A 23418-nucleotide genomic window follows, 5' to 3' on the forward strand; every position below is an offset into this window, starting at 1 on the left:
CGATACGGCCCCTGCCCGGGCTGGTCACCTGCCCCCTGCTCCCCACCCTGACTCGACTTCGGCCCCCAGGCCTCCCGCGAGGATCTCGGTGCGATGCGTAAGGGGTGCTGTGCACGCACCGCGGTCAGGGCCGTGAACGTCGCTATCCAGCAGGCGAAGGCAGTCGTACCAATCCGAAGCCGAGTTGGCTGTAGAGCTCCAGCTGATCCCAGTAATGCTGATGCGTGACGATCTTGTCGTTCTCGACGTGGGCTTCACATGATGCGCGGAGTCTGATCGGCCGGCCGGTCCCCTCCATCTCGGTCCCGTCATGCAGAAGGAAGGGTCCCGTATGAGTGCCGGTGATCGTCCATTCGGTGACCGCGGGATCGTCGCAGTCGACCTCCAGCCAGGGCGTGTAACGCAGGTCGGGGAAGCCCTTGAAGAACCGCTCGAAGCACCACTCGATCTGGTCGTGTCCTTCCGACACGCCCAACGGGGTGACGAGGACCGCGTCCGGGCTGTAACACTCGCGTATTCGGCGCAGGTCATGAGCATTGATCGCGTCGCCCAGTCGGTGTTTGATCTCCCAAGAAGTAGACATCGCGAAAGTCCTTCTCGTTGGACCAGGGAAGGCAGGCCCGCCGAGCCGCCGATGTGATCGGATGACACCACTGGGGCGCGTGCACGAGCCCGAGTCGGATTGCCCTTCTCTGACGCTGCTCCGCGATGAGTCGGCCGCCGGCGTCACCGGCGTCGTATGCGCGCCACCTGACGAATCCCGGCCGGTCCACGGCGGCGCCGGCAAGACGAAGAGCACACGCCGCCCCCTGCGGCAGGGGGCGTGAATGCCGGGCCGGGTCAGAAGTAGTGCTTGCGTCCGCCGACCGGCTTCCCCATGCGGCCCATCAGCATGAGCACCAGCCCGATGACCAGGACGATGATCCCGATGGTCCACAGGATGGAGATGCCGGTCAGGAATCCGATGATCAGCAGGATGATCCCGATGACGATCATGATGGCTGCCTACTTTCGAGGGTGGTGAATGTGAGGCATCGGCTTGCGGGTCGCGTCGACGGCGCGGTGAACGGTCGACGTTCGAAGGTGTCCCTCAAGGGTCGCCATGTTCGACATCTACCCCTCATGGGGAATGCAGTCCGGTTGTCGGAAACGCATGCCTGAATCTGCCGAATGATTCCCATCTCTTGAATTCCCCGTGGAGAAGCCGTCGAGCGGCGTGATCTGCATCGGCCACGCCGGCGTCTCCGCCGGGGTCCGACCGTAAGTGTCACGCCCGCAGGCCCCGGGCGGGGTGCTCGGCGTGGATCAATAGACTCGCCGGTATGACATTGCTCGATCTCACCCCGGACCAGTTGCTTTCCACCACGCGTGCGGTGCGCAAGCGTCTCGACTTCACGCGTCCGGTTCCCGACGATGTGGCGCGTGAGTGTGTGGCGATGGCGTTGCAGGCACCGTCCGGGTCGAACGTGGTGACGATGCGGTTCGTGGTGGTCCGGGACGAGGAGAAGCGGCGCGCGATCGGTGAGGTGTACCGGCAGGTGTACGCCATGTACAAGGCTTCGCCCGGTTACGCCGGCAGGCCGACCGGTGACGCCGGGCGTGACCGTGTCCAGAGCCGGGTCGCGAGTTCGGCCGACTATCTGGGCGAGTACATGGGCGAGGCTCCCGTGCTCGTGATCGGCTGCAACGAGGGCAGGGATCGGGCCTCGGCCCTCGCGGGGATCGGCAACATCCTGCCGGGAATGTGGAGCTTCATGCTGGCGGCCCGGGCGCGCGGGCTCGGCACCGCCTGGACGTCGATGCACGTGGCCCGCGAGCGGGACGTCGCGGAGATCCTCGGCATCCCGTACGACACCGTCGCGCAGGCGGTGCTGACGCCGCTCGCGTACACCAAGGGCACCGACTTCCGCCCGGCCGGCCGGCCGGCTCCCGACCAGGTGATCCACTGGGACGCGTGGTGAATCCGTCACGTGGACGCCGTTCACCTGCGCCGGTTAACCTCTACGCCGGGAGGCGACCAGATGCCAGCACAGCCGCAACCGCTCGACCACACCTTCACGGCCCCCATCGGAGTCGACGTCAAGGGGGAGATCTGGTCGTGTGTGGCCATGCCCGACTCGGTGGAGTTCTTCGGTACGGGCAGGTCCGTCAAGGTCACCGCGACGATCGACGGTGAGCCGATCACTGCGGCCTTCATGCCGACCGGCACCGGCGGTCACATGCTCTCCATCAACGCGGCCCTGCGAAAGCGCCTCGGTAAGGGAATCGGCGACGAGGTGACCGTCCATATCGAGCGGCGTCTGAGCTGAGGCCCGCTGCTGATCGGACCGGCCGACGGATTCAGGCGGAGAGCGCTGGGTAGGCCCGCGGAAAGGGGTATCCAGGGCGAAGGGGTCATAACCGTATGGCACGTGACTTCAAGATCCGTCCTCTTGGCGGGGCGATGGGCTGCCTCACGATGATCGCGGTGTCGATCCTTCTCTCCGTGCTGCTGACAGTGCTCATCAACGTGTTGCTTCGGTAGCGCGTGAGGCGGCGCCTCGTTTCGGCCCGGCCGTCATCGAGCCGGGGAGAAGGGTTCCGCTCAATCAATGCGGATGAGGTCGGCGTAGACGCCCGTCGCGGTCCGCCTCTCCGGAGACGGGCTGTCGTAGACGACGATCAGCCGTCCGTCGTCCAGTACGGCGAGGCCCTCGGGATGGTCGCATCCACGCCCGAAGGGGAGGTCGGCCACGTGTTCCAGATCCTTGGCGGTGACCACGTCGCGGACGGAACCGTTCCGCCAGCGCACCACCCGGACCGGGCCGTCGAGATCCATGCTCGGGCCGGTGAGGATCAGCAGGTCGTCGCCGTACGGGCACAGGTCACGGATGCCCAGGCCGTCCAGATCCAGAAAATGCGTCCGGTACGGCTCAGCCAGCCGGAGTCTGGACGGGTCGCGCGGATGGGTCACGGGCCGGATCTCCAGCAGCACCGCCCACCCGCGCAGGACCGGTCCGCGGAGCCCCACGTAGAGCCGGTCGCCGTGCTCGTCTGCGACGGCGGCGATGCCCTCGATGTCGAGGCCGTTGTCCTTGCCCGGCAGCTTGAGGAACGGAGCCAGGTGGGGATCGTCGGAGAGCATGTCGGCGAGATTGTCGTGGCCGGAGAGGACGGCGGCCCTGCGATGGCCGTCCGCGCGCACCGGTTCGCCGCCTTGAAGCGGCAGACGCAGGAGCACGAACCGGTTCTCCTCGCGGATCACCGTGGCCAGCCTCTTGCGGGCCCTGTCACTGGAGTGGCCCGGTTTGGCCCGCTTGCGCTTGAGGCTGTGCGAGCCGATCGCCCAGAGCCAGCCGTCGGTTCTGGCCAGACCCTCGATGTCGGCCTCCGCCTCCGGCCCGGCCGGGAGATCCACGAAGTCGGCCAGATTGAAGGTGCGCTGCTCGTCATAGACGCCGTCACGCAACGTCAGCCGCTCGATCGTCGCCGTCTCGTCGCCCGCGATCCACAGGTGCCGTCCGTCCTGGCGGACCGCCGACAGGTTCTCATGAGTCCTGGCGCTCCGGGCGCCCGTATGGAAGCGGAGTTCCACGCAATCTTCACGGTGCACCCCTCCCATCATGACCTCCGGCCGCCAGAAGAGAGCGGCCCGTTCGCTACATAAACCGCCGGAGAGGTGCCCGTGACGGCATGGCGGCAAGCCGGGGCGGCACGGGTCAGGGCAGCCGTGCGCCGGTGAACAACGTGTGGACGGCGGGTTCGAAGAAGACCGCGATGTGAGCGAGACCGGTGGTGTCCATGGTCAGCACATGGACGGCGTGCGGCCGGGGAGTGCCATCGTCCTCGTGCAGGTAGGCCATGACCGCCGGCTGTCCGTTCGCCGCCGTGGGCACCATGGAGAAGCGGCCCGGCTTGCGGAGAACGCGGGTGGCGAAGAATCCCGCGACCGCGCTCCGGCCACGGAACCACTCGACCTGAGGGGGCATTTCCAGAGCGATGTCGGCGCGCATGAGCCGTGTCAGGGCGCCGATGTCGGCGCTCTCGAACGCGGCTACATATCGATCGAGCAAGGCACGCCGGCGTGGTTCCGCAGGTTCGACGACCTTGTCGGCGATGGGCGCGATCTGGGCGATCTGTGCTCGGGCCCGGGGCAGGGCGCTGTTGACCGCGGCGGTCGTGGTGTCCAAGACCTCCGCGGCTTCGGCCGCGGACAGGGAGAGCACATCGCGAAGGATCAGCACCGCACGCCGGATCGGTGGCAGGTGCTGCAGTGCGGCGATGAAGGCGAGCCGTACGGACGTTCGCGTGTCGATGACGGCGGCCGGATCGGAGGCGCCTGCCAGCAGGGCGTCCGGAATCGGCTCCAGCCAGCTCGGCTCGCCGGGCTCGAAACCGTGAGCAGAGGGCATGATCCTGCGCGACCTCTGCTCCAGCGCCGTGAGACAGGCGTTCGTGGCTATCCGGTACAGGTAGGTGCGCACCGAGGAGCGCCCTTCGAAGGCGTCGAAGGAACGCCAGGCCCGGAGAAACGTCTCCTGCACCAGATCCTCCGCCTCGTGCACCGACCCGAGCATGCGGTAGCAATGCACAAGCAACTCGGTGCGGTAGGGATCGGTCAACGCGGCGAACCGGGTCGTATCCGGGCTCATCGTGCCAGTTTGCATCATTGTCTCCTCGCGCCTGCGTACACATACAGACCGTCGTCCCGCACGGAAATCAGCACCCGGACGATGACGAGTTCTCCGCATCGCGGTGGTCTGTATCGGTGTTCGTATCGACGACACAGGAGCTCAGCATGCGACTGCACGACAAGAACGCGATCATCTACGGGGCGGGCGGGGCGATCGGCGGTGCGGTGGCGCGCGCCTTCGCCCGCGAGGGAGCGAGGGTCTTCCTCACCGGCCGCGACCTCGGTCCACTCGAGGCCGCGGCCAAGGAGATCTCCGCTGAGGGCGGGTTCGCCGAGGCGGCGCACGTCGATGCGCTGGACGCCGCGGCGGTGCGCGAACACGCGGACGGCGTGGCACACCGGCACGGCGGCATCGACATCTCCTTCAACGCGATCGGCCTGCCGCAGGCCGGCATCCAGGGCACCGCGCTCGCCGACCTGGAGTTGGACCGCTTCCAGGCACCGATTCACGCCTATCTGACGTCCCACTTCCTGACCGCACAGGTGGCGGGGCGGTACATGACCCGCCAGGGCTCCGGGGTGATCATCACACTCACCGCCGCGCCCAGCCGCGCCGCCGCCCCCTTCGTCGGGGGGATGGCACCCGCCTGGGCCGGGGTGGAGGCGCTGACCCGCGTCCTCGCGGCCGAACTCGGCCCGCAGGGCGTCCGGGTGGTGTGCCTGCGGCCCGACGGCATCCCCGAGACGGCGACGATCGACGTGGTCTACGGACTGCACGCCCAGGCGCTGGGCATCACGCGCGCCGAGTTCACCGATGCCATGCGGGAGCGGACGCTGCTCAAGCGGCTCCCGACACTCGCCGATGTCGCCGGAGGAGCGGTCTTCCTCGCCTCCGCCGACGCAGCGGCGATGACGGGCACGGTGGCGAACCTCAGCGGTGGCTCACTGGTGGACTGACGGGCGTCGCGCTCACCGGGGCGGGCAGGGTGGTGGTTACCGTCAGCCCGCCCTCGGCGTTCGGTGCCGCCGTGACCGTGCCGTCGTGTGCGTCCACGATGGACCTGACGATGGCGAGGCCCAGACCGGTCGACCTGGACCCCGCGGCGCGGTCGGACTTCAGCCGCTGGAACGGCTCGAACAGCCGGTCGACCTCTGCCGGAGGGATGTGGTCGCCGCTGTTGCGTACGCAGATGACGGCCTCCCCGTCGCGGTGAGCGGTGACCACCTCGACCCAACCGCCGGGACGGTTGTGCCGGATCGCGTTGTGCACCAGGTTGCCCACCAGGCGATCCAGCAGAGCCGGGTCGCCCTTGACCGGGGCGGGGCGCAGGTCGGTGGTGATGGTCAACTCGGCGCGTTCGGCTTCGCCGTCCGCCTCGTTCAGCGCCCCGGCCACCGCGACCGCCAGGTCGTACGTTTCAGCGGCGATGACGCCGCTGTCGCTGCGGGCCAGGGCCAGCAGGCCGTCCAGCAGGCGTTCGGCCCGGCCGGTCGCGGTGAGGACGCGGTGTGCCATGGCCTCCCACTGCTCGGGCGCGTTGTGCCGCTTGGCCAGCTGGACCTCGGCACCGGTACGCACGATCGCCAGCGGGGTGCGCAGTTCGTGCGCGGCGTCGGCGACGAACCTGCGCTGGCTGTTGAAGGAGGCCTCCAGTCTGGACACCATCTCGTCGAAGGTGTCGGCCAGCTCCTTGAGCTCGTCATGTGGCCCGGTGAGCGCGACACGCTCGTGCAGCCGGTCCTGCGAGATCCGCCGAGTGGCGGCGGTGAGTGTTCGCAGCGGCCGGAGCATGCGCCCGGCGACGATCCAGGAGACACCGAGCCCCAGCACGGCCGTGACGGCCAGCGCGATCGCCGAGGTGCCGACGGTGCTCAACAGCGTGTCCCTGCGCAACCGGGCGACCTCGGCCATGTCGCGCTGGTAGGACACGTACCTGTCGTCGGCCATCGCCGCATCGAATTCGATCACTTTGTCGTGCCACACCGACATCTCGACCTGGGACGGGGCATTGATGTTGGTATAGAGGCTCTTGTACAAGAGCGCGTAGTTCAGCGCGAGGAGTGCGGCGCAGGTCGCCACGAGCACGACCGCATACACGAGGGTCAACCGCAGCCGGATCGACGGGTGCTTCCACCGCGGCCTCATAGCCGGTACCCCGCGCCGACGACGGTCTCGATCAGCGGCGGGTCGCCCAGCTTGCGGCGCAGCCGGGCCATGGTGACCCGGACGGTGCCGGTGAACGGATCCGCGTGCTCGTCCCACGCCCGTTCCAGCAGGTCCTCAGCGCTGACGACGGCGCCTTCGGCGCCCATCAGGACCTCCAGCACGGCCAGCTCCTTCGTGGTAAGCGGGATGACGCGGCCTCCGCGGGTGACGACGCGCCGAGCGGTGTCGAAGGTCAGGCCGGCCCGCTGGAGCACCCGCGGAGCGTTGTTGGCCCGGCGCGCCAGCGCGCGGATCCGCAGCACCAACTCGTCGAAGACGAACGGCTTGGGCAGGTAGTCGTCGGCGCCGAGCATCAGACCGGCGACCCGGTCCGCGGCCTCCCCGGCCGCGGTGAGCATGAGGATCCGGGCGTCGTTGCCGCCCCCGGTCAGTGCGATGCACACCTGGTCGCCGTGGACGAGCGGCAGGTCCCGGTCGAGCACGACCACGTCGTACCTGTTCGCGGTGGCCTTGTGCAGGCCGTCGAGGCCGTCGGCCGCGAGGTCGACCGCGATGCCCCGGTCCCGCAGCCCGTCGGCGACCTGTACGGCCAGCAGCATCTCGTCCTCGATCAGCAGCACTCGCACACTGACATCCTCCCTGCTTCAGCAGTTTGGGCAATCGGGGATTACACCGGCGTTACAGGCGCTGTGACGGTGCCGTCGCGAGCCGGCTGCTCCACTGGACCCACCGAACCAGAGGAGATCGCTGATGAGAAAGAGATTCCTGGTCGTCTGCCTGCTACCACTCCTGCTGGTCACGGCGGCCGCCTGTTCGCAATCGGATGACGGCGAGGGCGTGGCCTCGGTGGCCGGCTCCGCCGCACCGAGCGCGACGCCGAGCCTGAGCGAGCAGGAGCAGGCGATCAGGTACGCGCGGTGCATGCGGGAGCACGGCGTACCGATGCCCGACCCGCAGGTCGTCGACGGCGACGTCCGGATGGGGGGTGGGTTCGACAAGGAAACGCTGGACCCGGACGTGGGGGCCGCGGCGCAAGAGGCGTGCAAGCAGTACGAGCCTGTCATGCCCGCCGGTCTGGCCGTGGTGAAGGCGGAGTTGGCCCGCGAGGAGTCGCGGTGCATGCGGGAGCACGGGGTGGAGGGCTTCCCCGACCCTGACGCCGAAGCCCATGTCGACGTCTCCGAGCAGGTCCGCAGGGATCCGCAGTACGACCAGGCGGAGGCCTTCTGCAGGGAGTACATCCGGTCGTACCGCCCGAGCGCGGAAGCGACGCCGAGGTGACGAGCCGATCTGGAGCGCGGCGGCGCGGCCGCGCCGCCGCGGTGGCCGGTACGGTCGTGCTCACGGCGGGGGCGGCGACCGCCGCAGCGGTGGGGTTCGGCGGAGACGGCACCGATACGCCGACCATGGCGGACCTGCCGCCGGCCACCGCTCAGGTGACCCGGCAGACGATGCTGGACACCGACGAGGTGCCCGGCGATCTGGGCTACGGCGCCACGACAACGCTGGCCGGCCGGATCGCGGGTGTCGTCACCGAGGTGCCGCTGCCCGGTGACGTCATCCGCCGAGGCCGGCCGATCTACCGAGTGGACGACCGGCCGGTGGTGTTGATGTACGGCGCGGTCGCCGCGTACCGGACACTCGGCCCGGGTGCCGTCGGCACGGACGTACGGCAGCTCGAAGACAACCTGAGGGCCCTCGGATACGGCGGGTTCACGGTGGACAAGACGTACACGGCGCTCACCGCGGCCGCGGTGAGGCGCTGGCAGAAGGATCTGGGCCTGCCGCGGACCGGCCAGGTCGAGCAGGGGCGAGTGCTGTTCGCTCCGAGCACGATCAGGGTCGATGCCGTCACGGCCGGGGTCAACCAGTCCACCGGCGACGGGCAGGAGGTGTTGCGGTACACCGGGACCGGCCGCCAGGTGACGGCCCGGCTCGCGGTGTCCGGGCAACGGCTGGCCCGTAAGGGGATCAAGGTGCAGGTCCAGATGCCCGACGGCAAGAAGGTGACCGGCCATGTGGAACGGGTCTACTCGGTGGTCGAGCAGCCTGCCGACGCGGGCAGCGAGGCGGAGACCTGGATCGAGACCGTCGTCTCGCTGAACGACCCCAAGGCTGCCGTGGGGATCGAGGCGGCCGTGGTCACCGTTGTCTTCACTGCGGCCGAGCGCGAAGACGTGCTCGCCGTGCCAGTCGCGGCGCTGGTGGCTCTGGCCGAGGGCGGCTACGGCGTCGAGGTCGTCGAGGGATCCGCCACGCACTACATCGAGGTGGAGACCGGCCTGTTCGCGAACGGCCAGGTCGAGATCACCGGCGACGGGCTGAAAGAGGGCATGACCGTGGGAGTGCCGCGATGATCGAACTGACCGACGTGACGAAGGTGTACCCCGGTGACGTGCACGCGCTCGCCGGCGTCACCCTGAGTATCGGCGCCGGCGAACTGGTCGCGGTCGTCGGCCCGTCCGGCTCGGGCAAGTCCACCATGCTGCACATGCTGGGCACGCTCGACCGGCCCACCTCCGGCCGTGTGGCCGTCGACGGGTATGACGTGTCGCGGCTGTCCGACAGGCAGCTGTCGGCCTTGCGTGCGAGCCGGATCGGCTTCGTGTTCCAGCAGTTCCATCTGGCTTCTGGCGTACCGGCGCTGGACAACGTGGCCGACGGCCTGCTCTATTCCGGAGTCGGCCTGAGCGAGCGGCGGCGGCGGGCCGAGGCGACGCTGGAGCGGGTCGGGCTCGGACACCGGCTCGGCCACGAGCCGCACGAGTTGTCCGGTGGCGAGAAGCAGCGGGTGGCCATCGCCCGGGCGGTGATCGGCGATCCCGCGCTGCTGCTCGCCGACGAGCCGACCGGCAACCTCGACTCCGTTTCCGGCCACGGCGTCATGGCGGTGCTGCGGGAGCTGCACGCCGCCGGTACCACGGTCGTGGTCATCACGCACGACCGTGAGGTCGCCGCCGGCCTGGACCGGCACGTGCACATGCGCGACGGCCGGCTGGTCGGCGACGGCGCCACCGCGCCGCAGGTTGCGGGGGTGGCCGAGTGATGACCGCGCCACAAACCCGCGCCCGGCTCACGCCCGCCCGGCTGGCCCCACGTGACGTGGTCCGGGTCGGCGCGGCCGGGCTGCGCACCCGACCGGCCCGGGCGCTGCTCTCCGCGCTGGGCATCGCGATCGGCATCGCCGCGATGGTCGCGGTGGTGGGTATCTCGTCCTCCTCCCACGAACAGCTCAACCGTCAGCTCGCCGCGCTCGGCACGAACCTGCTCACCGTCTCGCCCGGACAGGGCCTCAACGGCCAGGACGCGAAGCTGCCCGCCGAGGCCGAGGCGATGATCGCGCGGATCGGCCCGGTGACCGCAGTCTCGGCGACGGGGACGATCCGCGACGCCAGGGTGTACCGCTCCGACAAGATCCCCAAGGTGGAGACCAACGGGCTGACCGTGTCGGCCACCCGTTTGAGCCTGCCGCGGGCCGTCGGCGCGACTCTGCGCGGCGGCGTCTGGCTGAACGCCGTCACCGGCCGGTACCCCGCGGCGGTCCTCGGCGCCGACACGGCCGAGCGGCTCGGCATCGGCCGGCCCAGCCCGCAGACGGAGATCATTGTCGGCGGCGAACGGTTCACCGTGATCGGCGTGCTCAACCCGGTCACGCTCGCGCCCGAGCTCGACACGGCCGTCCTGATCGGCTGGGAGGTCGCCACCGGCCTGTTCCGCTTCGACGGGCGGGCGACCACCGTCTACACCCGGTCACGTGACAGCCAGGTCGAGGCGGTACACGGCGTCCTGGCCGCCACCGCCAACCCGCAGACTCCGGGCGACGTCAACGTGTCCCGTCCCTCGGACGCGTTGGCCGCGAGCCGAGCGGCCGACGTCACCCTGAACGGGTTGCTGCTCGGCCTGGGCGCGGTGGCGCTGCTGGTGGGCGGTGTCGGGGTCGCCAACACCATGGTGATCTCGGTGCTGGAACGCCGAGCCGAGATCGGGCTCCGCCGTTCGCTCGGCGCCACCCGAGGGCAGATCCGGGTGCAGTTCCTCGCCGAGTCCCTCCTGCTGTCCACGCTCGGAGGCGTCGGCGGGGTCCTGCTGGGCATCGCCGTCACCACCGGATACGCCGCCTACCAGACCTGGCCGTCCGTCGTGCCGGCATGGGCGACGGCGGGGGCGCTCGCCGCCACTGTGATCATCGGCGGTGCCGCCGGGCTCTACCCCGCGATCCGCGCGGCCCGGCTGCACCCCACAGAGGCGCTGGCCGCACCATGAGACGTGTGACGCACGTCATATCGATCCCATGTCACGGAAAGGAGGGCGGCTTCCATCTCGTGGTCGTCAGCACGAAGAGAGAGGCACCACGATGAGCACTCGGCACGAAGCCGGCAGGGCCGCGCACCGCGTTCTGGTCCTGGGGGCGGGGTACGCGGGCATGGCCGCGGCGATCCAGCTCGCGGCGCGGGTCAAGCGGCGCGAGGACGTGCGGGTGACCCTGGTGAACCCGCAGGAGCGGTTCACCGAGCGGCTGCGGCTGCACCTCTCGGCGACCGGGCAGCAGGTCGCCGAGATGGACATCCCGGAGCTGCTGGAAGGCACGGGTGCGCAGTTCGCCCGTGGCTGGGTGACGGCGGTGGACCCGGACGCGAAGACCGTCCGGATCGACGACGACCGGGTGTTGCACTACGACACGCTGGTGTACGGGCTGGGCAGCTTGGCCGACACGGCGGCGGTGCCGGGCGTGGAGGATCACGCCTACAACCTCGACAGCGTCCAGGACGCCGAGGTGCTGGCCGACCGGTTGGCCCGGCTCGGCCGCGGCACGGTCGTGGTCGGCGGCAGCGGGCTGACCGGCGTCGAGTCGGCCGCGGAGATCGCCGAGCGGCACCCGGAGCTGAACGTCGTGCTGCTGGGACGGCGGGAACCCGGTGCGGCCATGACCCCGAAGGCCAAGGCGTACCTGCAGGCCGCGCTCGAACGCCTGAACGTCCACGTGCGCGGCGGGATCGAGGTGGTGAAGGTGCTGCCCGGCTCGGTCGAGCTGGCGGGCGGGGAGAGCATCGCCGCCGATGTCGTCCTGTGGACGAGCGGCACGCGGGTGTCGCCGCTGGCGGCCGCCGCGGGTCTGACCGTCGACGAGCGCGGCCGCATCGTCACCGACGCCGCGCTCCGGTCGGTGTCACACCCGGACGTGTACGCCGTGGGCGACGCGGCCGCGATCCGCCAGGGCTACGGCGTCATGCACGGCACCTGCCAGGGCGGCATGCCGACCGGGGTGCACGCCGCCGTGTCGATCTTCCGCACGCTGAACGGCAAGCAGCCCAAGCCGTTCCGCTTCGGCTATTACCACACGCCGGTGAGCCTGGGACGGCATGACGCGGTCGTTCAGTTCACCCACCCCGACGACAGCCCGCGGCGGGTGCATCTGACCGGCCGTATCGCGGCACGGTATAAGGAGACGGTGACCGCCTCCCCCTGGCCGACTTACGGCCGCATGAAGAAGATGCCGGCCTCGGGCGCGTTCTGGCCCCGCGGCGGCCGCTTCACCCGTATCCGGGGCGTGCGGTGACCCACGTGTCTCCGGACCACGACCAGCAGGTGTTCAACGAGCATCGCAACCTGCTCTTCTCCGTGGCCTACCGCATCCTCGGCAGCGCGGCCGATGCCGAGGACGCGGTCCAGGACGCCTGGATCAAATGGTCGGCCGCCGACCGTTCGCAGGTGACCGATCCCAAGGCGTACCTGGCGCGGATCGCGTCGAACCTGGCGCTCGAACGGCTGCGCTCGACCCGGCACCAGCGCGAGACCTACGTCGGGCCGTGGCTTCCGGAGCCCATTCTCACCAGCGGCGACACCGCCGACGACATCACCGGCGCCGAGTCCGTGTCGATGGCGATGCTGGTGGTGCTGGAGACCCTGAGCCCGCTCGAGCGCGCGGTGTTCGTGCTGAAGGAGATCTTCGACTTCGGCCATGCCGAGATCGCGGAGGCGGTCGGGCGTTCCGAGGTCGCGGTGCGCCAGGCCGCGCACCGCGCTCGCGAGCACGTGCGGGCCCGGCGGCCGCGCTTCACCGCGGACCGGTCGCGGCAGCGCGACGTCACCAAGCGCTTCCTGGCGGCCGCGACCGGAGGGGACATCAACACCCTCATGGAACTGCTGTCTCCTGATGTCACGCTGTGGACCGACGGCGGCGGCAAGGTCCGCCAGGCCCTGCGTCCGATCATGGGCGCGCAAATGGTGGCCGCCTGGTTCGCCGCCATCGGCAAGGTCACCTACCAGGGCGTCGAGCCCGCCGACATGAACGCCGAACTGGTCGAGATCAACGGCGGCCCGGGCATGGTGTTCAGCGGCCCGGGTCGTGTGATCGCCACGGTCACCTTCGACTTCGACGCCGACGGCCGCATCATCGCCGTCCACAACGTCGCCAACCCCGACAAACTCCAGGCCGTCGCCGGCGGGACCACCCACGACGTCAGCACGCCCTGAGAGTGTCCCTACAGCGTTGGCGCGAAGTGGCTCCCGGCGGCCTCCCCGGACTCGGCCTGCTTCACATCGGACTGCTTCACATCGGCGAGAACGCGGTCGAGAAGCTCGCACAGCGTCTCGAGCTCGCCGGAATTGAGTCCGGCGAACCACGTGGCGACGGCGGCGTGGTCGCCGACGTTCCGCTCGCGCCAGTACTCCGTGTTGGCGGACGTGGTCATCAGCCTGCGGCGGCGCCGGTCGGCGGGGTCGGTGGCGATCTGGAGCATGCCCTTGCGCTCCAGGGACGCGACGAGCTGGGCGACGTTCTGGTGCGTGCTGCCGAGCACGGCCGCCGCCTCCTTCAGTGACGGTTCGCCGAGTGCGTCCACCACGGTCAGCAGCGCGGCCTGCTGGGTGGTGAGCCCGTCCCCGCGCAGCCGGTCGTCCATGAGATAACGCAGTCGCTGGGCGAGGGCGAGGACCGCTCGGAAGGCGTGCACGTGCGGCTCGGGGGCCTTGTACGGCTCAGACATAGGCAATATATTACCTAATATGATCGCCCTTGTCCCTCATTGCGGATACCTGTCGGAGACCTCGCGGATGCTGGACATCCACCACGCACTGCGCCGCCGCGGTGCCCAGGTCCGGATCGCCACCCATGGCGGCACGCACGAGAACCAGCTCCGCGTGCCGTACGACGTCATCGAACCGCGCATGGACCACGAACGCTGCGTCCGATTCGTCCAGAACGGTCTCGGGCTCGGCCCTCCTGACCAGAGCATGTACACCGATGACGAGCTGCGTGAGCACGCGCTGGCGGAAGCCGCGTACTTCCGGGAGCACGGCGTCACGGTCGCGGTCACCGGGATCGCGCTGAGCACGCTGCTGTCCACACGACTGGCCGGGATCAAGCTGGTGACCGAGCACGCGGGCTCCTGGGTGCCCCCCGTGCTCGACCCGAGGGTTCTGGAGCTCACCTGGTACTGCGACGGCTTCAACCGTGTGGCCGACGAGCTCGGCGTCCCCCGGATCCCCAGCCTGCCCGAGCTGTTGTGCGGAGACCTGACCCTGGTGCCCGAGGTGCCGCAGGTGCTCGGCATACCGGCAGACGAGCTGGGGGACGGGTTCCGATACACCGGCCCGCTGTTCGCCCACCTCGACCTGCCCGTTCCCGACCGGGTGTCCGCGTTCCTCGACCTGCCCGGTCCGGTCGTCTACGTCGCGCTCACGTCCACCTCACCCGACCTGATCAGGCGCATCGTCAGGCAGCTGCACACCCGGGTCCTGGTCGCGGGGACCGTACACGACCTGGCCGACCTGGCCGGAGACGACGTGCTCGTCGAGGGCGTGCTGCCCAGCCACCTGATCATGCCGAGGGTCGACCTCGCGATCACCACGGGCGGGCAGGGCAGCGTTCAGACCGCGATGGCGTCCGGGACCCCGCTCCTCGCGGTGCCGCTGCAGCCCGAGCAGCAGCACAACGTCGACCTGCTTCACCGGCTCGGGGCGGCCGAGGCGCTCGATCTCGACCAGGTCGGCCCGCAGGTCGACGAGATGCTCGGCAGCGGGTCGCATCGCGCGGCCGCGCGACGGATCCAGTCCTGGTATGACGAGGTCGACGGCCCGGATCGGGCCGCGGAGGCGATCATGGAGTTCGCGGCCGCACGATGACGGCAGGCAGGGGGCAGGGGATGGCCGGCCGCCCCACGATCGGGAGACGGCGGCGAATTCCGGTGGCCTGGTCACGAGCGGACGGTTCGTACGTCAACGCCCGGCGGCAGGTTGATCACGAATGCGGAGCGGGGCGAACAACACATGATCTCGCCTCATCTCTCTGGCATGAGGAATTCGGCCCTGGCCTGGCTCGGTCACCCCCTGACCGTCATCGCCGTGGTGATCCTGCTGCTCAACGACCACGTTTTCAAGCCGCTGTGGCCGGGCCCGGTCACGGGCAAGCTCAGCGACCTCACCGGGTTGATCGTCGCCCCGCCCCTGCTCAACCTGTTCATCTGCCGCCCCCGCGTATCCATCCTGCTCACCGGCGCGGCCTTCACCCTGGTCAAGACCACCGCCGTCGGCGCCGTCCTCGCGTCGGAGGCCTGGACCCTCGCCTGGGGTCCCTCCCGGGTTCTGGCCGATCCCACCGACCTCATCGCCCTCCCCGCCCTGTACGCCGCCTGGTGGACCTGCAATCGCCCCGGCGCGCGAGCCGTACGGCTGGCACGGGCCGCGGTCCTGATTCCCGTCACCGTGCTGGCCGTGGCGGCGACCGGCCAGGCGGACATCTTCCGGCCGTACAGCGCCCATGCCGTCGACGTGGTCGACGGCATGATCGTCGTGTCGATCCGCGGTGGATCGTCGATGGGCCCGCGCGTGACGAGCTTCGCCTCCAGCGACGGCGGGAATTCGTGGTCGAGCTGGGCCGTCCCGGTGCCGTCCGATCCGAGGGCGTCGGCCTGCGTGCCCGGCCGGCCGGACCGCTGTTACCGGATCGTCCCCACCCGGCTCAAGGTCGAGGAGTCGAGGAATGGCCGGTGGGCGACGGCGTGGGAGGTGTCTCCCAGTGGACAGGACCGGCTGACGAGAGCTCACGCGACTGAGATCCCCGAGGACACCGAGGCCGTCGCGTCCTTGGGGATCGCGATCCAGAAGTTCTCCGGCGGATACGTCGTGGTCGTCGCCAACGGCGCGGACGGGATCGCCCTGCGGGACACGTCGGGTGCCTGGCGCCGGCTGGGCTGGGCGGAGGACGGGTTCGACTACTCGAGCGCGGTGCCGCTGACGGCACCGGGGAGATATGAGGACTCCGTTCCCATGGCGGCGCTGCTGGCAGCCCTCGCGGCGGGACTGGTGGCACTCGGATGCGATGTGCGAAGGTTCGGCTTCGCCGTGGCCGCGCTGACGCTGTGGGTGGGAGTCTGGTTGTTCTATACGGGGACGAACACGCCGATCCTGTTCAACCCGTTCGCCGTCCTCCTCGCCGTGGTGCTGGTCCCCGTCGGAGGGGTCTCCATGATGGTGAGCGCCGTGCGGGGCGGCATACGGATCCGGGCGTGGGCGATCAGCACGGCCACCGCGGCCGTCGCCTACTACGTGGTCATGATGCCCTTCTCCGCGTGGAGCGCCGGGTGGCTGGGGTACTACTCACTGGCGTCCGGGCTGTCGATCGCCCTGGGGATCGCGGTGGCCTCCGCGGGAGCCCTCGCGGTGATCAAGCTGAACACGCGGCGACCGGCGCCTCGCTTACAGCCACACGCCGATGACCCGGATCAGTGATCTATTACACGATGTGATGTGAAGTACTACGCTTTGTCGCCCGACCTTCGCGCAGAGATAGATCACCTGCTGTCCGAGCTCGAGTCCGTTCGCTGGGAGAACTCATGACGGTGATGACGGGCCTGCTGGACGCCCTGGTCGACGACGCCGGGCTGTTTCCTCCGACCTCGCTCGACATGAGATCGGCGGTAGACCGTCATCGCGGTGACCTGGCCGCCGCCGCACCGATGCTGACCCACCGCCTCCTGTGCCCGGCGGCGCGCATCGGTGAGCTCATCGCGGAACTGTCGGCGGGCGATCGCCTGCGAGTCATCCTGATCGGAGGCGACGACCCGGCGAGGACACAGGACGCCATCGACCAGGTCGTGAGCGACGGCCGGCTCACGCTCGCCGCTGTGGAATGGGCCGTGACCCCCCTGGCGCGACACCGACTCGGCGATGGCCCGCCCTCCAAGGAACAACCCCGTGAGGGCTCACTCGGCGAGGCGCTCCAGGTCGCCCTCCATGCGCTGGACGCGTCACAGGCGGGTCCTCAGGTGCCGTTGTTCGCCGAGGCGGCGGACATCTCAGCCGCGCCGGCCATGACCGCGGCGCTGGCCGGACGCCCGGAGGCCGAGCGGCCGGTCGGACTGAAGTTGCGCTGCGGCGGTGTCCGGGCGGAGTTGTTCCCGGCCCCCGCCGACCTGGCCGCCGCGTTCGTCGTCGCGGCGCGCGCGGGCATCGCGGTGAAGGCGACCGCGGGCCTTCACCACGCGGTCCGCCATGTCGACCAGGCCACCGGGTTCACCCATTACGGGTTTCTCAATGTGCTGCTCGCCTCGGCGCAGGCTCAGCGAGGTAGGCCGGTGTCCGAAGTCGAGGCCGTCCTGCGGGATGACGACGCCGAGAGGCTGGCCACGCTGGCCCGGTCCTTCACGACTGAGGAGGTCCGGCTTGTGCGTGCCGGCTTCTTCTCCTACGGGTCGTGTGACACCTCCCTCCCGGTGCGAGAGGCGGCAGGACTCGGCCTGTCCGTCTGAGCCCGGCGTGGCGTGACCGAGCTCCCCATCCGGTGCCGGGAACCGCTCGGCCGCCGACCTCGCCGGTGGCGTCGGCCACCCTTGGCGGTGCCGGGGGCTCAACCGGTGCCGGCGACGAGCGGGTCTTCCAGGAGCCGTTCGAAGGCGAGTTCGGCGGCGCCCATCAGGGGGACGTCGTCGCCGAGCGCCGGGGTGCGCAACCGGATGTGGTCCCGGCAGCCGGGCAGCGCCATGGTGCTCAGCCGGTTGTGGACCTGGGCGGCGCCGGCGAGGTACAACTCGCGCAGCGTGCCGCCGAACACCACCATGTTCGGATTGAAGATGTTGACCAGGTTGACCACGCCGAAACCGAGCCAGTCCGCGACGTGCCGGATGGCGGCCTCGGCCTCCCCGTCGCCGTCCAGCGCCGCGTGCATGACGGCGAGGACGGCGTCGCGACCGGTGGCACCCGCCCGCCCGGCGCGCTCGAGCAGAGCCTGCTCGCCGATCTCCGTTTCCCAGCAGCCCCGGGAACCGCACCCGCAGGCGCGGCCCTGCGGGTTGACGACCATGTGGCCGGCCTCCCCGCCGTAGCCGCCGTGCCCGGTCACCCGTCGGCCCCCGGCGATGATGCCACTGCCGACGCCCACGTCGCCGTGGAGGTAGATGACGTTGTCGTAGCCCGCCGCGGCGCCGCGGGTGTGCTCCACCAGGGCGCCGACATCGGCCGCGTTCGCGACGACGAGGGGGTGGTCGTGGCCGAGCGCGGAGCCGAGTGCCTCGCCAACTGTTCCGGCCACCCCGCCGACGGGCGAACTGATCCGCACCGCGCCGTCCGCGCCGCGCACCATGCCGGTGACGGCCACTCCACCGCCGACGCAGCGGGAGTCGGCGGGCGCGGCGCGCTGCATGTCCCGCACGAAGCCGGCCAGCGTGCCGACGGTCTCGAAGATCCGCAGCCCGGGTGGGCGATCCGCGGCGCGACTGTCCAGGATCTTCCCGCCGAGGCCGACCCGTGCGGCCCGTAGCCGGTCCACCTCGATGCTCATCGCGTACGCGTGCACGCGGGACGACCGGGGCCGGACGACCAGTGACGGCCGACCGGCACGGCCGGTCTTGCGGGGAATCTCCTCGCTGACCAGATCGGCGGTGGTCAGGTCGGCGGTGAGGGCGCCGATGGTGCTGCGGTTGAGCCCGAGCCGGTCGGTCAGTTCGGCCCGGGACGTGGCGCCGTGGATGTGCACGTACCGGAGTAGCGCGCCCAGGTTCCGCCGGCGGACCTCCTCCTGGCTGGGGGCGGCGATCGTCAGCGCCATGCCGCGCCCTCGCCGGTGCTACGTCGCCCTTGATGTGAAATCGCGGTCACGGGAGAGGTCCCTTTTCCGATCGGGCAACGCCGTTAGACGACAATGTGGGTCCCCGTCGTCCGGGGACCCACGATTTGCCTGACTTCAGCCGAGCGCTGCTACTTCGTGAGCGGGGCCAGGTTGGGGTCGTTGGCGTACGCCTCGACGACGTTGTCCTTGGTCACGATCATCGGGGGGAGCAGGAACGACGGGACGACCTTCACCCCGTTGTTGTACGACTTGGTGTCGTTGACCTCGGGGGTCTTGCCGGCCTGCAGGTCCTTGACCATCTGGATGGTCTGCGCGACCAGGTTGCGGGTGTCCTTGTTGATCGTGGAGTACTGCTCACCGGCGACGATCGACTTGACCGACTCCACCTCGGAGTCCTGGCCGGTCACGATCGGCAGCGGCTTGCCCGCACCCTTGACCGACGTGATGATGGCGCGGGCCAGCGTGTCGTTGGGGGAGAGCACGCCGTCCAGGGTCTTGCTGCTGTAGGTGGAGGTCAGCAGCGAGTCCATCCGCCGCTGGGCGTTCTCGGCCTTCCAGCCGTCGGTGGCGGTCTGCTTGATGTCGGTCTGGCCGGAGCCGACCACCACGTCGCCCGAGTCGATCTTCGGCTTCAGCACGCTCATCGCGCCGTCGAAGAAGACCGCCGAGTTGTTGTCGTCCGACGATCCGGAGAACAGCTCGATGGTGTACGGGCCCTTCGCCTTCTTCTTCGCCATGCCGTCGAGCAGGGCCTGGCCCTGGAGCTCGCCGACCTTGAAGTTGTCGTACGCGACGTAGTAGTCGACGCCCTGGGTGTTCTTGATGAGACGGTCGTAGGCGATGACCGTCGCGCCGGCCTGCTTGGCGGCCTCGACCTGGGTGCTCAGCTGCGCGGCGTCGGTCGCGCCGATGACGATGACCTTGGCGCCCTTGGTGGTCATGGCGGAGATCTGCGCCTGCTGGTCGGCGACGGTCGTGGAGGAGCCGGCGTACTGCACGTCGGACTGGAAGCCGGCGTCCTTCAGGCCGTTGGTGAACAGGTCACCGGCCAGGACCCAGTTCTCCGAGGTCTTCGCCGGCAGGGCGACGCCGATCAGCGAGTTGGCCGGGAAGCCCTTGGCGGCCTCGGTCGAACCGCTGGTGGCGGTGGCGTCGCCGCCCGTACGCTCGGAGGAGCAGGCGGTGAGCGACAGCAGCGCGATCGCGCCGGCCGCCACGCCCCTGACGAGGATATTGCGCATTTCAGATGCCCTTCTTCGATGGAGGACGGGGCGGAGGCTCCGTCCGTGAGGAAGAACGGTGGCCGTCAGCCGGCCACCGGACTCTTGCCGCGTTCCTGGCCCGCTTCGGCGGGAGATTCGGCGCCGGTCGGTGTATCCCGGCGGAATGGGCGCATCAGTGAATCGATGACTGAGAAGCGCCCCTGCTTCTTGTTGTAGGCGTCGAACGCGACGGCCAGCAGCAGGACCACGCCCTTGATGATCTGTACGCGGTCGGACCCCACGCCCATCAGCTGCAGGCCGTTGTTGAGCACGGCCATGACGAGGCCGCCGACGATCGACCCGCTGATGGTGCCGAGGCCGCCGGAGACGGCCGCGCCGCCGACGAAGACGGCCGCGATCGCGTCCAGCTCCCAGCCGATGCCGTCCTGTGGCCCGGAGGCGGCCGAACGGGCGACGAAGATCATGCCGGCCAGAGCCGCCAGGACCGACATGTTCATCATCACCAGGAAGTTGACCCGCTTGAGCTTGACGCCGGACAGCTCGGCGGCGCGGGCGTTGCCGCCGACCGCGTAGATGTGCCGGCCGCCCGCCGTGTTGCGGGTGACGAAACCGTAGATCACGACCAGGACGCCGAGGATGATGCCGGAGATCGGGAAGCTGGTTCCGACCCGTCCACCGGCGAACTGCAGGCTCGCGAACACCACGACGACGAGCGGGATCGCGATCCGGATCACCGAGATCCACATGGGGGCGACCTCGGCCTGCATCTCCCGCCGGGTGCGGCGGCCCCGCCACTCCCGGACGACGACCGCCACGCAGATCACCAGGCCGAGCAGGAGAGTGAGGTTGTTGTATCCGGTGTTCGGGCCGACCTCCGGCAGGAAGCCGGCGCCGATCGTCCTGAACCCTTCGGGCACGGGGATGGTGTCGGCGTTGCCGATGTACTGGTTGCCGCCCCGGAACAACAACATGCCGGCCAGGGTGACGATGAACGCCGGCACCCCGACGTACGCCACCCAGAAGCCCTGCCAGGCGCCGATGAGGGCGCCGACCACCAGGCCGATCAGGATGGCCACGAACCACGGGACCGAGTATTCCTGCATGACCTTCGCGACCACGATGCCGACGAACGCGGCGATCGAGCCGACGGACAGGTCGATGTGCCCGGCGACGATGACCATCAGCATGCCGATGGCCAGGATCAGGATGTAGGAGTACTGGCTCACCAGCGAGATGAGGTTGCCGGGGTTCAGCGTCAGACCGTCGGTGAGGATCTGGAACAGCAGGACGATCGCGACCAGCGTGAAGATCATCCCGAACTGCCGGGCGTTGGAGGTCGTCCCTCCGAACAGGGACTTCTGGAGTTCTTTCACGCGGCTCATGCTCGTTGCGCCTTCTTCACTGAGGTCATCTGCTTCAACAGGAGTTCGGGGTCGGCGTCCTTGCGGAGGATTTCGCCGGTGATGGTCCCCTCGAACACCGTGTAGATCCGGTCACACAGGCCGATCAGCTCGGGCAGTTCCGAGGAGATGACGATGACGCCCTTCCCCTGCTCGGCCAGCCGCTGGATGATGCCGTAGATCTCGTACTTGGCGCCCACGTCGATGCCGCGGGTCGGCTCATCGAGGATCAGCAGGTCGGGGTCGGTGAACATCCACTTGGCCAGCACGACCTTCTGCTGGTTGCCGCCGGAGAGCTTGGTGACCCCCTCGTCGACGGTGGGGGCCTTGACGCGCAGGCTCTTGCGGTAGTTCTCGGCCTCCTGGTACTCCCGCACCTGGTCGACCACGCCGTGCTTGGAGATCTTGGACAGCTTGGCCGACACCATCGAGGTCTTGATGTCGTCGAGCAGGTTCAGGCCGATCGCCTTGCGGTCCTCGCTGACGTATGCCAGGCCGTGCTCGATGGCGTCCGACACGGACTTGAGCACGATCTCCTTGCCGTCCTTGAAGATCTGCCCGGATACGTAGGTGCCGTACGAGCGGCCGAACAGGCTCATCGCCAGTTCGGTCCGCCCGGCGCCCATCAGGCCGGCGAACCCGACGATCTCGCCGCGGCGCACGGTGAAGCCGGAGTGCTTGGCCACCAGGCGCTCGGCGGAGATCGGGTGCCGGACCGTCCAGTCGCGTACCTCGAAGAAGACCTCGCCGATGTCCGGGGTGTGGTCCGGGAACCGGCTGTGCAGCTCCCGGCCGACCATGCCCCGCACGATGCGGTCCTCGTCGACGCCGTCCGCCTTGATGTCGAGGGTCTCGATCGTGCGCCCGTCCCGGAGGATGGTGATGGAGTCGGCGACCTGCGCGATCTCGTTGAGCTTGTGGGAGATGATGATCGAGGTGATGCCCTGCCGCTTGAAGCCGCGGAGCAGGTCCAGCAGGTGCTGGGAGTCGGCCTCGTTCAGGGCGGCGGTGGGCTCGTCGAGGATGAGCAGCTTCACGTCCTTGGCGAACGCCTTCGCGATCTCCACGAGCTGCTGCTTGCCCACGCCGATGTCCTTGATCAGCGTGTCCGGGTCCTCTTCCAGACCGACCTGGGCCATCAGCTCGACGGCCCGGCGGTTGGCGATCTTCCAGTCGATCACACCGCCGCGGCCCGGCTCGTTGCCGAGGAAGATGTTCTCGGTGATGGACATGCCGGGCACCAGCGCGAGCTCCTGGTGGATGATCACGATGCCGGCGTGCTCGCTGGCCCGGATGTCGGAGAACCGGCTCTCCGTGCCCTGGTAGAGGATCTCGCCGGAGTAGGTGCCGTACGGGTAGACCCCGCTGAGCACCTTCATCAGGGTGGACTTTCCGGCGCCGTTCTCCCCGGCGATCGCGTGGATCTCGCCGGCCCGCACCACCAGGTTGACGTCGGACAGCGCCTTGACTCCGGGGAACTCCTTGGTGATCGAACGCATCTCCAGCAGGACGGGTGCGCCGCTCATGACCAGCTCACCTCACTCCGGGCCCGTCCCGGGTACGGCTGCGGGGCGGCGGGGCCGCCGTCCCTGGGCCGCCGGAGGGATCCGCGCGCGTCCGGCTGCAGGGGGCCGCGCCACGTCTCCAATGACATTGTTGCCTCCGGGGGTCGACATCAGTTCAGACAACTTTGACCGCAGCCTGAAACATATTTCGAAGACGAGGGGCTCCACAAAGCCCCGATTCGCTCATTTCTCGAACGATTCGCCTGTGCGGGGAGTGATCGGCGTGTGCTGGTGCCGCAGTCGTGCGCGGTTGCGGGCCGTGGACGACTGTCGACCAGGCCCGGAAGCCTCGTCGTGGGGGGCCGGCGACGATGTCCGCTGGGAACGATCGTGCAGGGACGCTTGGCCCCGGCACCGGCTGACAGGCGTCTCCGCGCCTGCGTGGAG

General features: G+C 69.4%; 23 protein-coding genes. 12 read left to right on the forward strand and 11 right to left on the reverse strand.

What is annotated here, in order from left to right; all coding sequences use genetic code 11:
* Positions 1 to 142: 142 nt before the first annotated feature.
* The gene (locus tag Psi02_RS18985) at positions 143 to 583 is read right to left on the reverse strand and encodes an ester cyclase (protein ID WP_203975899.1); all 441 of its coding nucleotides are present in this window, start codon (positions 581 to 583) and stop codon (positions 143 to 145) included.
* 257 nt (positions 584 to 840) lie between these two features.
* The gene (locus Psi02_RS18990) at positions 841 to 996 is read right to left on the reverse strand and encodes a DUF6131 family protein (RefSeq protein ID WP_203975901.1); all 156 of its coding nucleotides are present in this window, start codon (positions 994 to 996) and stop codon (positions 841 to 843) included.
* A 326-nt stretch (positions 997 to 1322) separates the two neighbouring features.
* Here Psi02_RS18990 and Psi02_RS18995 point away from each other — a divergent pair, with 326 nt between their 5' ends.
* Together Psi02_RS18995 and Psi02_RS19000 are read left to right on the forward strand one after the other, a co-directional pair.
* Positions 1323 to 1961 carry a nitroreductase family protein gene (locus Psi02_RS18995; protein WP_203975902.1) on the forward strand — a complete coding sequence of 213 codons (639 nt, stop codon included), beginning with the start codon at positions 1323 to 1325 and terminating at the stop codon, positions 1959 to 1961.
* A gap of 60 nt (positions 1962 to 2021) precedes the next feature.
* Positions 2022 to 2309: a DUF1905 domain-containing protein gene (locus Psi02_RS19000; RefSeq protein ID WP_203975904.1), complete on the forward strand. Its 288-nt coding sequence runs from the start codon at positions 2022 to 2024 to the stop codon at positions 2307 to 2309.
* Positions 2310 to 2584: 275 nt separating this feature from the next.
* Here the strand turns inward: Psi02_RS19000 and Psi02_RS19005 are convergent, their stop codons facing one another.
* Both Psi02_RS19005 and Psi02_RS19010 read right to left on the reverse strand, forming a co-directional pair.
* Positions 2585 to 3592 carry a DUF3616 domain-containing protein gene (locus tag Psi02_RS19005; protein WP_239094985.1) on the reverse strand — a complete coding sequence of 336 codons (1008 nt, stop codon included), beginning with the start codon at positions 3590 to 3592 and terminating at the stop codon, positions 2585 to 2587.
* A gap of 106 nt (positions 3593 to 3698) precedes the next feature.
* Positions 3699 to 4649, reverse strand: a complete 951-nt coding sequence (locus Psi02_RS19010; protein WP_203975908.1) for a sigma-70 family RNA polymerase sigma factor — start codon at positions 4647 to 4649, stop codon at positions 3699 to 3701.
* A 128-nt stretch (positions 4650 to 4777) separates the two neighbouring features.
* Between Psi02_RS19010 and Psi02_RS19015 the strand changes: the two genes are divergently transcribed.
* Positions 4778 to 5569 carry an SDR family NAD(P)-dependent oxidoreductase gene (locus Psi02_RS19015; RefSeq protein WP_203975910.1) on the forward strand — a complete coding sequence of 264 codons (792 nt, stop codon included), beginning with the start codon at positions 4778 to 4780 and terminating at the stop codon, positions 5567 to 5569.
* On the opposite strand, the gene Psi02_RS19020 is transcribed toward Psi02_RS19015, so the two are convergent.
* Complete coding sequence (locus tag Psi02_RS19020) at positions 5544 to 6758, reverse strand: sensor histidine kinase (protein WP_203975911.1); 1215 nt, start codon at positions 6756 to 6758, stop codon at positions 5544 to 5546. The two genes, Psi02_RS19015 and Psi02_RS19020, sit on opposite strands and share 26 nt — an antisense overlap.
* On the reverse strand, positions 6755 to 7405 hold the full coding sequence (locus Psi02_RS19025; protein WP_203975913.1) for a response regulator transcription factor: 651 nt from the start codon (positions 7403 to 7405) through the stop codon (positions 6755 to 6757). The genes Psi02_RS19020 and Psi02_RS19025 overlap by 4 nt, the downstream gene beginning before the upstream one ends.
* A 124-nt stretch (positions 7406 to 7529) precedes the next feature.
* Between Psi02_RS19025 and Psi02_RS19030 the strand changes: the two genes are divergently transcribed.
* From Psi02_RS19030 to Psi02_RS19055, 6 genes are all read left to right on the forward strand, one after another.
* Entirely contained in the window at positions 7530 to 8060 is a 531-nt protein-coding gene (locus Psi02_RS19030) for a hypothetical protein (protein ID WP_203975915.1), read from the forward strand.
* A complete protein-coding gene (locus tag Psi02_RS19035) occupies positions 8057 to 9136 on the forward strand; it encodes a peptidoglycan-binding protein (protein WP_203975917.1) in 1080 nt (359 codons plus the stop codon). The genes Psi02_RS19030 and Psi02_RS19035 overlap by 4 nt, the downstream gene beginning before the upstream one ends.
* On the forward strand, positions 9133 to 9825 hold the full coding sequence (locus Psi02_RS19040; protein ID WP_203975919.1) for an ABC transporter ATP-binding protein: 693 nt from the start codon (positions 9133 to 9135) through the stop codon (positions 9823 to 9825). Before Psi02_RS19035 ends, Psi02_RS19040 begins: the two co-directional genes overlap by 4 nt.
* Positions 9825 to 11042 carry an ABC transporter permease gene (locus Psi02_RS19045; protein WP_203975921.1) on the forward strand — a complete coding sequence of 406 codons (1218 nt, stop codon included), beginning with the start codon at positions 9825 to 9827 and terminating at the stop codon, positions 11040 to 11042. The genes Psi02_RS19040 and Psi02_RS19045 overlap by 1 nt, the downstream gene beginning before the upstream one ends.
* 91 nt (positions 11043 to 11133) lie before the next feature.
* Positions 11134 to 12336 carry an NAD(P)/FAD-dependent oxidoreductase gene (locus Psi02_RS19050; protein ID WP_203975923.1) on the forward strand — a complete coding sequence of 401 codons (1203 nt, stop codon included), beginning with the start codon at positions 11134 to 11136 and terminating at the stop codon, positions 12334 to 12336.
* A 5-nt stretch (positions 12337 to 12341) separates the two neighbouring features.
* Positions 12342 to 13253, forward strand: a complete 912-nt coding sequence (locus tag Psi02_RS19055) for an RNA polymerase sigma-70 factor (protein WP_203975926.1) — start codon at positions 12342 to 12344, stop codon at positions 13251 to 13253.
* A gap of 8 nt (positions 13254 to 13261) precedes the next feature.
* Here the strand turns inward: Psi02_RS19055 and Psi02_RS19060 are convergent, their stop codons facing one another.
* Positions 13262 to 13765: a MarR family winged helix-turn-helix transcriptional regulator gene (locus tag Psi02_RS19060; protein ID WP_203975927.1), complete on the reverse strand. Its 504-nt coding sequence runs from the start codon at positions 13763 to 13765 to the stop codon at positions 13262 to 13264.
* A 19-nt stretch (positions 13766 to 13784) separates the two neighbouring features.
* On the opposite strand from Psi02_RS19060, the gene Psi02_RS19065 reads away from it, so the two are divergent.
* The 3 genes from Psi02_RS19065 to Psi02_RS19075 all read left to right on the forward strand — a co-directional run bounded on the left by Psi02_RS19065 (position 13785) and on the right by Psi02_RS19075 (position 17527).
* Complete coding sequence (locus Psi02_RS19065) at positions 13785 to 14903, forward strand: glycosyltransferase (protein ID WP_203975928.1); 1119 nt, start codon at positions 13785 to 13787, stop codon at positions 14901 to 14903.
* 168 nt (positions 14904 to 15071) lie between these two features.
* The gene (locus Psi02_RS19070; RefSeq protein WP_203975929.1) at positions 15072 to 16508 is read left to right on the forward strand and encodes a hypothetical protein; all 1437 of its coding nucleotides are present in this window, start codon (positions 15072 to 15074) and stop codon (positions 16506 to 16508) included.
* A gap of 104 nt (positions 16509 to 16612) precedes the next feature.
* Complete coding sequence (locus Psi02_RS19075) at positions 16613 to 17527, forward strand: hypothetical protein (protein WP_203975930.1); 915 nt, start codon at positions 16613 to 16615, stop codon at positions 17525 to 17527.
* A 98-nt stretch (positions 17528 to 17625) separates the two neighbouring features.
* On the opposite strand, the gene Psi02_RS19080 is transcribed toward Psi02_RS19075, so the two are convergent.
* From Psi02_RS19080 to mmsA, 4 genes are all read right to left on the reverse strand, one after another.
* Positions 17626 to 18822 carry an ROK family protein gene (locus tag Psi02_RS19080; protein WP_203975931.1) on the reverse strand — a complete coding sequence of 399 codons (1197 nt, stop codon included), beginning with the start codon at positions 18820 to 18822 and terminating at the stop codon, positions 17626 to 17628.
* Between the two features lie 149 nt (positions 18823 to 18971).
* Complete coding sequence (locus Psi02_RS19085) at positions 18972 to 20084, reverse strand: substrate-binding domain-containing protein (protein ID WP_203975932.1); 1113 nt, start codon at positions 20082 to 20084, stop codon at positions 18972 to 18974.
* Between the two features lie 65 nt (positions 20085 to 20149).
* Positions 20150 to 21439, reverse strand: a complete 1290-nt coding sequence (mmsB, locus tag Psi02_RS19090) for a multiple monosaccharide ABC transporter permease (RefSeq protein WP_203975933.1) — start codon at positions 21437 to 21439, stop codon at positions 20150 to 20152.
* Between the two features lie 5 nt (positions 21440 to 21444).
* Positions 21445 to 22992 carry a multiple monosaccharide ABC transporter ATP-binding protein gene (mmsA, locus tag Psi02_RS19095; RefSeq protein ID WP_239094987.1) on the reverse strand — a complete coding sequence of 516 codons (1548 nt, stop codon included), beginning with the start codon at positions 22990 to 22992 and terminating at the stop codon, positions 21445 to 21447.
* Positions 22993 to 23418: the final 426 nt, after the last annotated feature.

Origin of the sequence: Planotetraspora silvatica (genome assembly GCF_016863315.1) — a bacterium.
GTDB classification, from domain to species: Bacteria; Actinomycetota; Actinomycetes; order Streptosporangiales; family Streptosporangiaceae; genus Planotetraspora; species Planotetraspora silvatica.

Coding starts and splice junctions, on each gene's coding strand:
- Psi02_RS19015 (WP_203975910.1), top strand. CDS start 4,778: ATGCGACTGCACGACAAGAACGCGATCATCTACGGGGCGGGCGGGGCG.
- Psi02_RS18985 (WP_203975899.1), bottom strand. CDS start 583: ATGTCTACTTCTTGGGAGATCAAACACCGACTGGGCGACGCGATCAAT.
- Psi02_RS19050 (WP_203975923.1), top strand. CDS start 11,134: ATGAGCACTCGGCACGAAGCCGGCAGGGCCGCGCACCGCGTTCTGGTC.
- mmsA (WP_239094987.1), bottom strand. CDS start 22,992: ATGAGCGGCGCACCCGTCCTGCTGGAGATGCGTTCGATCACCAAGGAG.
- Psi02_RS19045 (WP_203975921.1), top strand. CDS start 9,825: ATGACCGCGCCACAAACCCGCGCCCGGCTCACGCCCGCCCGGCTGGCC.
- Psi02_RS19085 (WP_203975932.1), bottom strand. CDS start 20,084: ATGCGCAATATCCTCGTCAGGGGCGTGGCGGCCGGCGCGATCGCGCTG.
- Psi02_RS19040 (WP_203975919.1), top strand. CDS start 9,133: ATGATCGAACTGACCGACGTGACGAAGGTGTACCCCGGTGACGTGCAC.
- Psi02_RS18990 (WP_203975901.1), bottom strand. CDS start 996: ATGATCGTCATCGGGATCATCCTGCTGATCATCGGATTCCTGACCGGC.
- Psi02_RS19080 (WP_203975931.1), bottom strand. CDS start 18,822: ATGGCGCTGACGATCGCCGCCCCCAGCCAGGAGGAGGTCCGCCGGCGG.
- Psi02_RS19000 (WP_203975904.1), top strand. CDS start 2,022: ATGCCAGCACAGCCGCAACCGCTCGACCACACCTTCACGGCCCCCATC.
- Psi02_RS19060 (WP_203975927.1), bottom strand. CDS start 13,765: ATGTCTGAGCCGTACAAGGCCCCCGAGCCGCACGTGCACGCCTTCCGA.
- Psi02_RS19020 (WP_203975911.1), bottom strand. CDS start 6,758: ATGAGGCCGCGGTGGAAGCACCCGTCGATCCGGCTGCGGTTGACCCTC.
- Psi02_RS19030 (WP_203975915.1), top strand. CDS start 7,530: ATGAGAAAGAGATTCCTGGTCGTCTGCCTGCTACCACTCCTGCTGGTC.
- Psi02_RS19075 (WP_203975930.1), top strand. CDS start 16,613: ATGACGGTGATGACGGGCCTGCTGGACGCCCTGGTCGACGACGCCGGG.
- Psi02_RS18995 (WP_203975902.1), top strand. CDS start 1,323: ATGACATTGCTCGATCTCACCCCGGACCAGTTGCTTTCCACCACGCGT.
- Psi02_RS19070 (WP_203975929.1), top strand. CDS start 15,072: ATGAGGAATTCGGCCCTGGCCTGGCTCGGTCACCCCCTGACCGTCATC.
- Psi02_RS19065 (WP_203975928.1), top strand. CDS start 13,785: ATGATCGCCCTTGTCCCTCATTGCGGATACCTGTCGGAGACCTCGCGG.
- Psi02_RS19010 (WP_203975908.1), bottom strand. CDS start 4,649: ATGATGCAAACTGGCACGATGAGCCCGGATACGACCCGGTTCGCCGCG.